The organism is Acidobacteriota bacterium, assembly GCA_040754075.1.
GTDB lineage: Bacteria > Acidobacteriota > Blastocatellia > UBA7656 > UBA7656 > JBFMDH01.
In genome coordinates, this window is sequence record JBFMDH010000037.1 from 1 (window position 1) to 14,429 (window position 14,429).

12 protein-coding genes are annotated in these 14,429 nt (G+C 50.1%); 7 read left to right on the forward strand and 5 right to left on the reverse strand.

The features are described from left to right. Window positions 1–872 precede the first annotated feature (872 nt). The 6 genes from AB1757_26975 (at window position 873) to AB1757_27000 (ending at window position 8,197) form a co-directional block, all read left to right on the forward strand. Complete coding sequence (locus AB1757_26975) at window positions 873–2,183, forward strand: aspartate aminotransferase family protein (GenBank protein ID MEW6130703.1); 1,311 nt, start codon at window positions 873–875, stop codon at window positions 2,181–2,183. A gap of 52 nt (window positions 2,184–2,235) precedes the next feature. Next, window positions 2,236–2,496 (forward strand): hypothetical protein, encoded by a 261-nt coding sequence (locus AB1757_26980; protein MEW6130704.1) that lies wholly within the window; start codon window positions 2,236–2,238, stop codon window positions 2,494–2,496. Window positions 2,497–2,505: 9 nt separating this feature from the next. Further along, window positions 2,506–3,891, forward strand: coding sequence for a dihydropyrimidinase (hydA, locus tag AB1757_26985; GenBank protein ID MEW6130705.1), 1,386 nt, complete (start codon window positions 2,506–2,508; stop codon window positions 3,889–3,891). 154 nt (window positions 3,892–4,045) lie between these two features. Then, window positions 4,046–4,789 carry a hypothetical protein gene (locus AB1757_26990; GenBank protein ID MEW6130706.1) on the forward strand — a complete coding sequence of 248 codons (744 nt, stop codon included), beginning with the start codon at window positions 4,046–4,048 and terminating at the stop codon, window positions 4,787–4,789. A 131-nt stretch (window positions 4,790–4,920) separates the two neighbouring features. After that, window positions 4,921–7,122 carry an HD domain-containing phosphohydrolase gene (locus AB1757_26995; protein ID MEW6130707.1) on the forward strand — a complete coding sequence of 734 codons (2,202 nt, stop codon included), beginning with the start codon at window positions 4,921–4,923 and terminating at the stop codon, window positions 7,120–7,122. Between the two features lie 139 nt (window positions 7,123–7,261). Further along, window positions 7,262–8,197, forward strand: coding sequence for a DUF3592 domain-containing protein (locus AB1757_27000; GenBank protein ID MEW6130708.1), 936 nt, complete (start codon window positions 7,262–7,264; stop codon window positions 8,195–8,197). A gap of 112 nt (window positions 8,198–8,309) precedes the next feature. On the opposite strand, the gene pssA is transcribed toward AB1757_27000, so the two are convergent. From pssA to AB1757_27020, 4 genes are all read right to left on the reverse strand, one after another. After that, entirely contained in the window at window positions 8,310–9,242 is a 933-nt protein-coding gene (gene pssA, locus AB1757_27005; GenBank protein MEW6130709.1) for a CDP-diacylglycerol--serine O-phosphatidyltransferase, read from the reverse strand. A 178-nt stretch (window positions 9,243–9,420) separates the two neighbouring features. Further along, window positions 9,421–10,041 (reverse strand): phosphatidylserine decarboxylase, encoded by a 621-nt coding sequence (locus AB1757_27010; protein ID MEW6130710.1) that lies wholly within the window; start codon window positions 10,039–10,041, stop codon window positions 9,421–9,423. 174 nt (window positions 10,042–10,215) lie between these two features. After that, a complete protein-coding gene (locus AB1757_27015; protein ID MEW6130711.1) occupies window positions 10,216–10,446 on the reverse strand; it encodes a DUF465 domain-containing protein in 231 nt (76 codons plus the stop codon). Window positions 10,447–10,634: 188 nt separating this feature from the next. Then, window positions 10,635–12,146, reverse strand: coding sequence for a PQQ-binding-like beta-propeller repeat protein (locus AB1757_27020; protein ID MEW6130712.1), 1,512 nt, complete (start codon window positions 12,144–12,146; stop codon window positions 10,635–10,637). 389 nt (window positions 12,147–12,535) lie between these two features. Here AB1757_27020 and AB1757_27025 point away from each other — a divergent pair, with 389 nt between their 5' ends. After that, a complete protein-coding gene (locus AB1757_27025) occupies window positions 12,536–13,288 on the forward strand; it encodes a molybdopterin-binding protein (protein ID MEW6130713.1) in 753 nt (250 codons plus the stop codon). Window positions 13,289–13,291: 3 nt separating this feature from the next. Here AB1757_27025 and cax read toward each other — a convergent pair whose 3' ends face one another. Continuing rightward, entirely contained in the window at window positions 13,292–14,407 is a 1,116-nt protein-coding gene (gene cax / locus AB1757_27030; GenBank protein MEW6130714.1) for a calcium/proton exchanger, read from the reverse strand. Window positions 14,408–14,429 lie beyond the last annotated feature (22 nt).

The following is a 14,429-nucleotide window of genomic DNA, read 5'->3' on the forward strand; positions in this document are numbered from 1 at the left end:
GCAGTCACAGCGGTCTTAGCAATCGGCGTCGTCGACGGGGCTGCCGCGCGAGTTCGCATACTCGCAATCGGCAACGCCAACGCTACGGCTGCGATTGCCACCACCATTATTATTACCGCTCTTTTCATTTTCATCTTTATCCCTCTCCAAAAGTTATTGGGAATTAAAAATTCTTGTAACCGGCTTCACTAAGAAAAGCCAGCATAGATATTCTGAAGACTCTAAAACCAACCTAATGACCACCTCAATTACGCAAATTGAATCCTTCGCAAACGGCAAAAGCAGTTATTTTATTGATTGAAACCCAACCGCTTTGACTCTTGAGGCTTGTCACCCTGCTAAAACTTAGAGGCATATGTCACTGAATGCTGAATTGATGCTACTAAAAATAAAGAGTGCGTATCTTATTTAAGAAGCGTTATAAAAGCAACCTAAATCTCACAAACCTGAGCATCTCTTATTAATTTCAATTTCAATTAAATAGACAAAGGTCTAGGCAAAGCCGACCCCCTCCACTGCACCTGATATGCCATATGCTTTGCCATCATCAACAATTTCTACTTCCAAAACAGTTAATCCTTGAAAAATAAATTGGTTAATTCGCAAAATCTATCCAACGCTTTTACCGCCCCCTCGCCTATCATGACCTGACGGTGAGAACAAAGTTTACATTTCAATGTCCACACTGTATCCAACCGGTAATCACTATACAGTACATTTTTTCCATTCAAGTATTACTTGAACCCTCTAATTCGCGATGACTCATTGATTTAGGGATAAAATATTTCAAAGAGATTGACGGGCAATTTCACTATGATGTTTAATAGTTGCGCCTTTCACAGCCCCAAAATTTAAATCCGGAGGCTTCTTGAATGACTGCTCAAATTCCTTCACAACACCTTTCAAATCATGAACTGGTAACTAAGCATAAAAAATATGCCTGGGCTTGCGCAGGAACTTATTATGAAGAACCGATTGCCCTCTCACACGGCGAAGGGATGAACATCTGGGACCTGGATGGCAACCGTTATCTCGATTGTTTCGGTGGGGTGTTGACCACCTCCGTCGGTCATGCGCGCCCGGAAGTCGTCAAAGCCGTCAGCGAACAGATGGCTAAAGTCGCGCATACCTCGACGCTTTACGTCAATGAGCAGACAGTGAATCTTTCAGAAAAGGTGGCGCAAATTACCCCCGGCAATTTGCAGAAGAGTTTTTTTACCAATAGCGGCACCGAGGCTGATGAAACGGCAATGGTGTTGGCGCGCATCTATACGGGAAACACTGAAATCATCGCCCTGCGTCACGGCTATCACGGGCGCTCGGTAATGAATATGACTGCCACGGGGCATTCGACCTGGAAACATGGAAAGGTTCTTGCGCCCGGCATCGTTCATGCTCACGCGCCTTACTGTTATCGCTGCCCATTCAATTTAAAACCGGAATCCTGCGCCCTCGAATGCGCGAAGGATGTTGAAGAGTTGATTCAAACCGCAACCACCGGAAGCGTCGCGGCAATTATTGCCGAACCCATTATGGGCGTCGGCGGATTCTTAACGCCGCCGAAAGACTATTTCAAAGTGGTGACCGAAATCGTGCGGCGTTACGGCGGCATCTTTATTTGCGATGAAGTGCAAACCGGCTGGGGACGCACGGGCGATAAATGGTGTGGCATCGAGCACTGGGAAGTCGAACCGGAAATTATGACGTTTGCGAAAGGCATGGCGAACGGTTCGCCGATTGGTTGCACAACCGCTACGCCGGAAGTCGCGGACAAATATCCGGGCTTAACCTTTTCAACTTTTGGCGGCAACCCCGTGACTTCGGCGGCGGCACTAGCGACGATTCGTGTCATCGAAGAAAACGATTTGCCAACAAACGCTCGCGTGGTTGGCGATTATTTGCGCGCCAAACTCGACGAGCTAAAAAACAAGTACGCAGTGATCGGCGATGTGCGCGGCATGGGATTGATGCAAGGCATTGAATGCGTCAAAGACCGCGCCACCAAAGAACCTCATCCGCAAGCCGTATTGAAAGTTTTTGAAGAGACCAGAAAGCGCGGCGTATTAATCGGCAAAGGCGGCTTATGGGGTAACGTCATTCGCCTTGGACTGCCGCTCATTGCCTCGAACTCGGATATTGATGAATTAATCACCGCGCTCGACGGCGCTTTTGCGACCTTGTGAAATGATCTCGCTTTGGCGCAATAGATTTTGAGAATTTGAGGTAATGAAGCATATGCTTAACGATGAAAGGCTATCAATTCATCGGCAGGGTAAAACTCGCTTCATTATTTTTAATGGCATTCTCAAAATCGGATTGTTATCCACCGTGCTTTTCACTCTCATTGACTACGGTTTCGAGTATGGACTTACTTTCTCTGATTTGAGTGTTTACCTAAGCAAGAATGCTTTCTGGATTCCCTTCAGGCGCTTCTTTTTCGGCTACTTTATTGGATTGTTTATGTGGAGAAAGCTAGAAGCCGCCGCTGCAAAATAGAGGAACCTCATGAAAACCTTAATTAAAAACGGCAATGTCATCACGGCTACCGATAATTATTTCGCTGATGTGTTTATCGAAGACGGCAAAGTTTCCGTCATCGGCGCAACCCTCGACATCGAAGCCGATAAAATTATTGATGCGACGGGCAAATTGGTCATCCCCGGCGGCATTGACCCGCACACCCACATGGAACTGCCTTTCGGCGGCACTTCTTCATCTGACGATTTCCGCACCGGGACGATTGCCGCAGCGCACGGCGGCACCACCACCATCATTGATTTCGCCGTGCAATCGCACGGTCAATCTTTGGCTCAAGCCGTTGATAACTGGCACGCCAAAGCCGAAGGCAAAACCGCCATCGACCATGCTTTTCACCTCATCGTCACAGATTTGCCGGATGAGCGCGTTCCCGAAATTCGCGGACTGATCAACGAAGGCATCACCAGTTTCAAATTGTTCATGGCATATCCCGGCGTGTTTCTTTCGGACGACGCGACCATCTATCGCGCCATGAAAGCCGCAGGCAACGATGGCGGGTTGATTTGTATGCACGCGGAAAACGGCATCGTCATCAATGAAATTATCAAAAACGCCTTAGCCGAAGGCAAAACCGCGCCCAAGTATCACGCGCTCACACGTCCAACCAAAGCCGAAGCCGAAGGCGTACATCGCGCCATCGCCATTGCCGAAATGGCGGAAGCGCCCGTCTACATCGTTCACCTCAGTTGTGCAGATGCGTTGAATGAAGTGCGCGCCGCGCGTGATTTGGGACTGCCGGCTTATGCAGAGACCTGCCCGCAATATCTTTTCCTCGATTACAGCTACTACGAACAGGAAGGTTTTGAAGGCGCAAAGTATGTGATGACGCCGCCGCTTCGTGAAAAGTGGAATCAGGAAAAATTGTGGACGGGGCTTCGTATGAATGACCTGCAAGTCATCTCGACAGACCATTGTCCGTTTTGTTTCAAAGAGCAAAAAGAACTGGGGCTGAATGACTTCACCAAAATTCCCAATGGCGGACCCGGCGTTGAACATCGTATGAGCCTGGTCTTCAATGGCGGCGTTGCAGCGGGGCGCATCAGCCTTAATCGTTTTGTTGAACTCACATCCACCACTGCCGCAAAAATTTTCGGACTCTTTCCGCGCAAAGGCACGATTGCAGTTGGCTCGGACGCCGACATCGTCATATTCGATCCCAATGAAGAGATGACGATTTCATCAACCTCGCATCACATGAACGTTGATTACAGCGCCTACGAAGGGCAGACCGTCAAAGGCGTCACCAAAACCGTTTTATCACGCGGCGAAGTGATCATCGAAGATGGCAAATTCGTCGGTCGTGACGGCGCGGGCCAGTTCATCAAACGCGGCACCTTCGGCGGATGGTATTAAAAGCAGGATTCAGGATTCAGGGCAGAAGCACTGATGAAGGCGGAAGGCTGAACGATGAACAGAAAGCATTATGTAGTTGTTCATCGTTCATCGTTCCTACTTCATACTTTCTTTACCTGAATCCCGAATCCTGTATCCTGTATCCTAAATTTCTATGGCACTGAAAAAATGTTTCTTTCTCTTGTTACTGGCTTTTTGTTCGCTGGCGCTCAGGTGCGCGTCGTCTGCGAAACTCGAATCCGCGACGGTCAATCAGGAAGATATTTTTCAGCAGTATTCGATTCGCCGCACTGCGGATTCTCTTGATATTCGAGCGCTGTTTCGCCTGCACGACCGCAATGGCGACACGCTGGCGCTCAATGCGCCAAGCCATGTCAGCTTTAATGATAAAGAGATGCCCAGACGTGATGGGTTCATGATTGGCGCAACCTATGTCGCCGACGACAAAACTTATCAAGCGACCAACAGCTTTACCTTCACCAACACCAAAGGCAAAACCTACACCAATTCCATCAGCCTTGAGCCTGTGAAGTTTGCCACGAGTTCATTGCAACTGAAAAAGACTGCGGCAAATGCGATTCCGGTGAGCCGCATCGTCAAAGATGAGGATACGCGGGTTGTCCTGACGATTCGTGAACAATCGCAAAAAGACTTCTCTTCCGAAGTACACGGCGGTCGCGGCGTCGTTGGCTTTCGCAGTTCGGTCTATTTCGATGAAGCGAAAAAAGCGATTGTCATCGAACCCGATTTTTTGAAAGCGATTGCCGTCGGCAACGTGACGATTTCATTAACCATTCGCAAAGAAAACTATACATTGGAGCAAGCGACCGCGCGCGGCGGCGAAATCATCGTTGAATACAACGCCAATCCTATGAGCGCAAAATTGAGCGATAAATGATGATTGCGGGTTGATGAATTTTCATTGAACTTTAAATGTATCTTTACAGATTTCCGATTGTACCTTTATGCCATTGACTGACTAAAGTTTGAGCCTGTAACTTACAGAACTGTCCATCATCAGGAGGCACTGTGAGCAAAGCTCAAGAGAAATCACGCGAAGAAACCATCAACCATCTTGCCAGTCGCATAGATAAATTCGAGAAATATTCCGGTCAACATTCGCAGGCGATGTCCGAACTTGCCGCGCATCTGGCGCGACGATTCGGGCTTGCTGAAAGCGATATTGAAGCGATTTGTGAAGCCGCTTTGCTGCACGACATCGGCTTGCAAACCATGATGCCGGTCTACCATGCATCGCCCAACGCCTTGCGCTTTGAAGAGCGCCTTGACCTCTGGCGGCATCCGATTATCGGCGAGCAGGAAACTGCCAAACGCGAAGCCTCGCGCCACGCGCAACTGCTGGTGCGCTGGCATCACGAATGGTGGAATGGTTACGGCTACCCGGATATGCTCGCCTACGAAGACATTCCGATTGGCGCAAGAATTTTGCGCGCCGTCGAACTCTATAACGCGCTGCTTGGCAAAAGACCCTATCGTTCGGCGCACACCAAAAAAGAGGCTGTCGAAATATTAAAAGCTTCGGCAGGTATCGAATGCGACCCCTATGTGGTTCACGCGCTGCTGGCTTTGCTTGATGAAATGGGCGAACTCCAAGCGCCTGAGCCAATCAGCGAACCGCCACAACCGATGCTTGAAGCCGATGCTCAACCGTCAGCAGAAAATCAAATCGAAGCAACTGCCCAGTCTTTAGAAAATCAAATTGAAGCAGCAGACCAAATCAACGTAGAAAACCCTGAAACAACTGCTGCGGCGAATGTTCAGCCGCCAGCCAACGAGCAATCACAGGTCGTCTTTCAACCGACCAACGAAGCTTTCACTAATCAACCGACAGGCAACCAAACCACCGCTTCACCGGTTGAACCGCAGAGTCGTTTTTTCAGCGACCCGACAACGCTATCGACGGAATCGGTGTCGCCATCTTCTACAAATGCGCCGAACCCGCCTGCAATTGAATCGCCGACTTCACAACCTGCGCCGCCAACGGTCTGGCAAAGCCTCAATGAATCGACTCCTCAATCTTTATCACCTGGCGAATTGCCGCAAGCGCCGAGCAATTCGCCGAGCGCGCCGGAAACCGTTAGCAGCGAAGTCGTGCCGAACTCAGATACGACATCACAAGTCGATGCCTCGACATCCGCTGAAACGCCGCAACCCAACCTTGCATTGCAAGCGGCTTTGTCGAAATATGAGACCACGCCTTTAATGCCATTTTCGCCGCCGACGATTGCGCCGGTTGAACAAACCACAACTTCGATTATTGAAGTCGATGATTCACCAACGTGGCTCAACTGGACGGGCGGCAGCTATAACAAAAAATCGCTGCTCGGTTTTCAAGTGAGCGTGCTTCGCCAGTTTCAATTCGACAGCATCGCCATTCCCTTTTCAGGCGAAGCCAAACTCGATTGGTATTTGAAACTCTTTCGCAAACGCATTCTTTCAAACGATTCCCGCGCCTGGGCGGCGCTGGCGGCGCGCGCCACCATTGAATCAACCGAAGCCTTAACCGAAGACCACATCAATCAATTGCTCGAAGACATCTACATTCCCGGTGCGCGGCTCACCAATAAACAACTGCTCGGTTGGTTTCGCGAAACCGACGCCTGGTGGTTGGAAAATCTCCATCGCAACATTCAAATACTGGCGGACGAAAAATTGCGGGCGCAGGCATATCTTTTAGGCATGCAGACCGGCGATTATGCGCTGTCGTTTAACGAAGAGACTTTGGATTACCGGCGACCGCTGGCGACGGTGTTCTGGCGACTGGCGGGGCGTTTGAACATCGGCGCGTATCGTCATCCGCAGAATCGTTGTTTCAATCTCGCGCCGCAGGATTTCATCAAACAATCGCAGGTGGATTTGCTCTATCTCGATTTACCGGCAGCGCGTGCAGAGGTCGCCGGTAACGAAGCGCGTTCCGAATGGCGCGAATGCTGGGTGACCGGCACAAGCGATACGACAGGCGACGCGACCCGCGCCATCACGTCGTTGCAATCGAAACAGGCATACCTGTTAAAAGTTGAAGAGATGCTCAGCGCCGCCGCGCACATCAAACGCTGGGCTGTGGGTTGTCAGGATATTGGGCTGACATCGGCGCGCGAAATCAGCGAACTCATCAAAGCGCATCGCCCGATTCGCGCCACTTATTCAAAAGACGTAGCGGAAGTCGCGGGCGGCTTGCGCAGCTACATCATCATCGCCGAAAAAGCGTGAGAAATTGCAGATTCCAAATTAACAATACTGCAAACACTTTTTGAAAAATAAAGAAATTAATTGCCAAATTAATTGCCACGTGTTTTGGCGCGTGGTAATCGATAAAAAACCGTTCAAACCATCGCATTAAACCTGTGTGATGAAAGAAAAGACGCAAGCCTTACTGTTTACTGCTGCGAGAGTCCTCACTGCCGGGTTGTGGTTCTGGGCAGCGGTGTATCCTTCGTATAATTCGCGATGGTATTTTCAAATTCCGATTTGCGCGGTGGCGGTGTGGGGCTTTTTTCGGGCGCTTGGTGAAGATGAATTTTCGACGCTCTTCTTTTACCTGCTCGTCGGGCTGTTGTTTTTTCCTCTTTCGACTTTTCTGTTTGCCAGAACCACCTGGAAAATCGTTGATATAACGATTGGCGTTTTGATGTTGCTGTCGATTTTCATTGTTGACGCTGCGCCATTTCAAGCCTTGATGAAAAAACCTGCCGCCGGAATTTTCCGCCGGGTGATTCATCTGCTCTTTGCCGCCGGGTGGGTGGTTTTCGGCGGCGCGCTCATCTATTATTCGGGAGCGCGAATCGTCAATATCATTAAACTCAAAATGGATGGCAAACAAACCGCCGCGCGAATTACGCGGGTCACGCACGCCATCTACAGCACCACCGACGCCGACCATAACACAGAGTCTTACGACATTTATAAAACCGAATTCATCTTTGAAACCGAAGACGGGCAAACCGTCAACGGGCTTTCGGAGTTATACGATAATCCGGTGAGCCATTTGATTCCTGACGGACTGCTGGCTGAACACCCGCGCGGTTTTGCGGTGAGCGAAAATATGAATGCGCCGCTGACCATTGAGTATGAAAAAAATCATCCGAAAAATAATCGCGCGCTCGGTCATCGCGAAGGCTGGTTCAGTACCATTTTCGGCAGCATCTGCCTTGCCCTGCTGAGCCTCATTCCGCTTGCCGGAGGTTTTCTGTTTGGCGAAGAGCAGGTGCGCCGCCTGTTGCCTGCAAAAAAGCCTCAATCCTCAACCAGAGAAAAACGCGCCGTCAAAAAAGCGAAATCCAAATAAAGGCGCTTCTGCCGGAATGGTTTTCTCCAGTGATGATTTTTTAGCATAACGATTGGCAAATGTTTTGCTTATTAAGCAAGCGGTCTTTGACCGCGCCTTCGCCGATTAGAGACTACATCTTTTGTGATGAAGGTTGTTGGCTGAGTTCAATTTCGGCATCGCCGTGTTTCGGTTTAATGAGTGACCAGAGTTTTCCCGCAACTCCGTGTGAAGCGTAAAGCGAGGCGAGAATCAACAGCGTCACCTGCGACCAGAACCAGATGCACAACCCCACCAGAACAAATCCCAAAATTACCACGCGCGGATTTTGACCGGAACCGAGTTTATTCAAACTCGAATGGCGAATCGTCGAGACCATTAAAAATGCCAGACAGGTCACCAGTACCAGCAAGCCAATCGCCAAGCCTCTGGGTTCGACGGTCGCCCCGTTGCCGCCAAACAGCGGGTAATACATGGTCGCTTTTGCCGCCAGCGGATAGGGCGAAAAATGCACGATAGCAGCAATCAAATAGGCGCCCGCCGGTATCGGCATCCCGACAAAGGCTTTTTTCTCTTTGGGATTTTTTGGCGGCAGATTGGGATTGGGTTGGCGCGCCTGCACGTTATAACGCGCCAGTCTCAGCGCCCCGCAAATCAAAAACAGGAATGATGCCGCCCACGCGAATTTATTGAGTTCGGGAATCTGCCCGTAGCCCCACATATAGGCAAGCACTGCCGGGGCGACGCCAAATGAAATTACATCGGCAATGGAATCGAGTTCGATACCGAATTCCGAAGTCGTATTGGTCATGCGCGCAATGCGCCCGTCAAGCAAATCAAAGAGCGCGGCAAAGCCAATAGCAATCGCGGCGCGATTGAAATGGTCGGCTGCCGGTTGGAACCCATCAACCGAAAACCACCGGATGGCGTTCATCGATTCCATAATCGAATAAAAGCCGCAGAAAATATTGGCAGTGGTGAGCAGACTCGGCAGCACATAAACGCCTTTGCGCCAATTTTGACGTAAACGATTTTGTCGGCTATTTGGAAATTTTCTACCCGGCATCTTTGACCTCCTGAACTTCAAGGCTTCGCGCAAATTGCTTTGGCGAATCGCGGTTGTTCTCTGCGTCCTCTGCGCTTAGGCGACCTCTGCGACAGATTAACCGCAGAGGACGCTGAGGTTTTCGCAGGCAGAGAAAACTCCGGTTTCCCTTCATTTCAGCTTATTGCTTCTCAACATTTCAAGCTTCGCGCACGCGACCGATGATGGAAATGCCGCCCACCACACGGTCGCCGATGTTTACCAGAATTTCAACTTCAGGGGGTAAGACCAAATCCATTCGCGAAGAGAATTTCATGAGTCCAACTTTCTCGCCCATCTTTACATAATCGCCTTTCTTCTTCCAAAAAACAACGCGCCGCGCCAGTAGCCCGGCAATCTGTCGCGCCACCACCGTCACATAACGCCCTTTGATGGTGATGACATTTTGTTCATTTTCAACCGAAGCAATATCTTTGGAAGCGACATGAAATGCGCCCGGTTTATAAACCAAATCGATAATCTCACCGGCAATCGGTGAACGATTGATATGCACATTGAGCGGCGACAGGAAGATAGCCACCTGCACCGGCGAATGGGCATCATTTGCATCAACCGGCGCGAGCATCACCACCCGACCATCGGCAGGCGACAGAATCAATCGTTCATCGGTAAGACACAGGCGCGCCGGGTCGCGGAAAAAAAAAGCCATAAAGGCGGCTAAGAATAGACAAAGCCCGGCGGCGACCCACCAGGTCAAATAAAGAAAGAGTGCCGCAGGAATTAAAAAAATCAGAATGAATGGGATGCCTTCTTTTGCCATTTGGATTTTTCGGGAAAGATGACTTGCAGATTGTTGTTCGTAAAATGAATTTCAGATTTCGACGGTTTCCGCTTCAATAAATTCTCGTTTGCAAAATACACTGAACCCTATGCCACATCGAGTAGCCGAAATTATCTTGCCGAGATTTTATTCACAATGGGTTGCCGGACTGTTTCAGTGACTCGCCGCTTGTTCTTTATAGCGGCGCATAATCACTTCCATTTGGTCTTTCAGGTGGAGTTTCTTTTTCTTCAGGGTTGCTTCTTCCATTTGTTCTGCTTCACTCGGATAAGATAATTCGGTCAATTCGCTCAAGCGTTTTTCATATGATTGATGTTCTTGTAAAAGGGTCGCAAACTGCTCGTCGTTATTGACCAGATATTGTTTCAATGCTTCGGTGTCCATAGGGATTCTCTCCTTAGAGTTAAGAATTTTTTCTGTTCGAGAAAGCCGCTTTCTTAAAGCGGCAAGATAGTAATTCAAACAACCTCTGATGGCAACGTTGATTTAACCGCTTTCGCAACGCAAAAGGGAGAGTAAAAATAGATTTTCACTCTCCCTTCAGCTAATCGATTTTAGGTTTGCACATCTGACTATTTGCCATCTACAGAAAAAGCATACAACTTGTTATTCGGTTTGCCAACGCCCAAAAAAGTGTAGCCGGAACCGACATACAACGTTCCGTCAACTACCGTGGGACCGCCGCCAACCGCGCCGCCAGTATCATATTGCCAGAGAATTTTGCCGTCTTTGGCATCATAGATATAAATGTTGCCTCGCGATGAACCGGCGTAGACCAGTTTATTCGCGCCGCTTCCGGTCACCGTAAGGGGTCCGAAATGCGACCCCTTGTCCTGGCTTGGCACCTGCCACAAAATTTTTCCGGTCGCCCCATCAAGCGCCGAAACCGTTCCTTGACGGTTGCGGTTTGCAGCATTGGAAATCGCGACATAAACATTTTCACCATCGGTCGCATTGCCGAATTCGACGCCGCCGAGTTTGCCGCCATCGCCGACTTTCGTGCTCCATACGGTCTTGCCGTCTTTCGGGTCAACTGCCCAGAAATAGCCGCTCTTTTGCCCTGCGCCAATCAACATCTTGCCATTTGCGCCTTTAAACGACAGCGACATCGCGCCGAAATCGACATCGAGGTCGCTGCAATCCGGGTCATTTTTGCAATTGAATGTCCAGATGTCTTTGGGGGTCGCCTGATTTGCCCAGATGAGTTTCCCGGTGGCAAGGTCGAGCGCAACAATCGCATTCGGATAGGGCGATGCCGGTCCCGTGTACTGATTGCCTGTGGTCACATAGAGGCGATTATCTTTCGGATGAATAGTGATGGTTGACCAGACCGCGCCGCCCGAAGGTCCTTTGATATTGATGCCGCGTTTATCTACGCCGACAACCTTCGGTTCTTCGGGAATCACATAATACCGCCAGACGGTTTTGCCGGTTTTGGCATCAACCGCCAGCACGCCGCCGCGAAAGGTGCAGCATTCATACTTGGGATATTTCATCACGCCGCCTTCTTCGTGCGAAGCAACCCCGATGTAGACTTTGCCGTTGTAGTAAATCGGCGAACTCGTCGCCACCGTGTCTTTGTGGTCGTCAATGCGCACTTTCCAAATCATCTTGCCGGTTTTGGCATCCAGTCCGTAAAGCCGTCCGGCGAGGTCGCCGAAAAATAGCATCCCGTCGCCATAAGCCGCGCCGCTTCGTGAGGAACTCGCCGGCTTGTCTTCAAATTCCCAAATCTTTTGTCCGGTCTTGGCATCAAGCGCATACTCTTTGCCGTCCCACGAGCCGAAATAGATCACTCCGCCAACCACTGTCGGTTGACTCGAAACATCCGCGCCCGCCTCGAACGTCCATTTGAGTTTGAGTTGCGCGGCGGTTTTCGGGGTGATCTTCTTTTCGTGCGGATTGTAGTGCGAGCCTTCGAGGTCGCGCCCGTACATCGGCCAGTCTGATGCGGCAACCTGTCCGTTTGCGACCGGGTCTTTCGGCGAATCGGCGGCGAGCGTACTGGCTGAATGGTTGATTGCAGAGGCGACAAAAATTTGCAGCGTAAACACACAGATAGTAAGTAGAGCTTTACAACGCATTGACCTTTTCCTTTCGATGTCCACTGAATATTTCAGTTGTGATTGAGAGCGCAAGGATTGTATTGGATACACCCGAACCTTTCAACAGCAAACCATTAACAAACATTGGAATTTGCGCGCAGTGAAGTCAGGAGGCGCTTGGCAACCTACCGGCGAAGCTTTCAACAAAAAGCCCATCCCCATTTGCCAAAGAATAAAGTTTATCTTCGGATTGAGCAGATGAAACGGATTGAACTGATTAAATTGCTCAGAAAAATCCGCCCAATCTGCTCAATCCGAAAGATAAACTTTTTCCCTTCAAAAAAGCCTCATCTATTTTAAAAGGCGCTTCTATTTTCAGCGAAGCTGCGCGCATTCTCACATTGCCGTTGACTCACCGGAAAAGTAATATGTTTGCTATGCAACAAAAGACTGCGGCAATCATCGTCATCGGCAATGAAATCCTCACCGGCAAATCCGAAGACCAGAATGCCACCTACCTGATTAAAGAGCTTTACAAACTCGGCGTTGCCCTGCGCCGCATCGTCATTATCCCTGATGACATGGACGATATTGTGAAAGCAGTGCGCGAATGCTCGGCGCGTTACGACCATGTGTTCACTTCGGGCGGCATCGGACCCACCCATGACGATTTGACGATTCCCAGCATCGCCCGCGCCTTTGATTGCGACCTGGTGCGGCATCCCGAACTTGAACGCTTGATTCGCGGCTATTTCGGCGACGACACGGATGAAAAGCGATTGCGCCTGGCGGATGTTCCGGCGGGTTCCAATCTGGTGGGCGGGACGCTGACGAGTTGGCCTGTCGTGGCGATGGAAAATGTTTACATTCTGCCGGGGGTGCCGGAATTTTTCCGCAGAAAATTCGACGCCATACGCGACCGTTTTCAAGCCACGCCGTTTTATGTGCGTACCGTTTTTACTCGCGAAGAAGAGTTGGATATTGCCACGCGACTCGATGAAGTCGCCGCCGCGCACAGCGATGTCGAAATCGGTTCCTATCCGGTTTTCGGCGGCGAAGATTATCGCGTCAAAATTACCATTGAAGCCAAAGAAAAATCGGCAGTTGAACGCGCCCAGAAAGCCCTGCTTGAACAACTCAACCCCGAACAGATTATCAAAACCGAAGCCAACTACGCATAGCTTTTACAATGTTGCCGGTAAAACTTCGGGCAAGAAGAAAAACGCCATCGCAAAAATAATATAGACTGCCAGCAACAACACGCCTTCCATCCAGTTCGATTCGCCATCCGCAGCAACCAGGGTCACGATACCGACGCCCAAGCCAACCGTTATCACTTCAAAAGGCGTAAACAATAAATCCATCGGTTTGCCTATCGCATAACTCAGAAAAACCAACACCGGCGCGACAAACAATGCGATTTGCATACTTGAACCGACAGCGATGTGATAAGCCAAATCCATCTGATTTTTCATCGCCATCAACACGGCGGTGCTGTGTTCGGCGGCGTTGCCGATAACCGCGACCACGATGACGCCGATAAATACCTGCGTCATACCCAGAGCGTGCGAGGTTTCTTCAACCGCATGAACCAGGAGTTCGCTCATCCAGGCGACCAACCCTGTGGCAACCACTAAAACCGTCAAGGCGGTTGCGAGTTTCATCGAAACCGATTCGCGATGCGATTCGCTGGTTCCGAGATAGAGGTCTTTATGCGTCTTCAAGGCAAAAACCAGACTGAGGATGTAGGTGATAAACAGCACAATGCAAATCTCGACGCTCAGATCATCTTCGCTTGGCGAGGTGCCGCGTGTAACCCAGTGAAAGACTGCCGGAATCAACAGACCGATGGCACTCAAGGTCATCAGCGTTCCGCTCATCGAAGCGGCTGTGCGATTGAATTTCTGGTCTTTGAATTTCAAGCCGCCCGCGAGAATGCTGAGTCCCAAAACCAGCAGAATATTGCCGAGTATCGAACCGGTGATCGACGCTTTGACGACTTCCGTCAGCCCTGCGCGAAGTCCCTGAAAGGCGATAATCATTTCCGCAGCATTGCCAAATGTGGCATTCAACAAGCCGCCGACGCCTGCGCCAAGGCGTTCGGACAAACTCTCTGTGGCTTTACCCATCCATCCCGCGAGCGGCACAATCGCCAACCCCGAAGCAATGAAGGTCCACAGCGCCGGGCGATGCGTGTAATGAAAAATGGCTGCGAGCGGGATGAAGATGAGCAGCACATCAAGCCCATGCTCGGTGATAAATTTTTGTACGGGTCCGTTTGTTGTCGAACGCTTTTTCATTTCTCTTTTATTTTCCTCACCT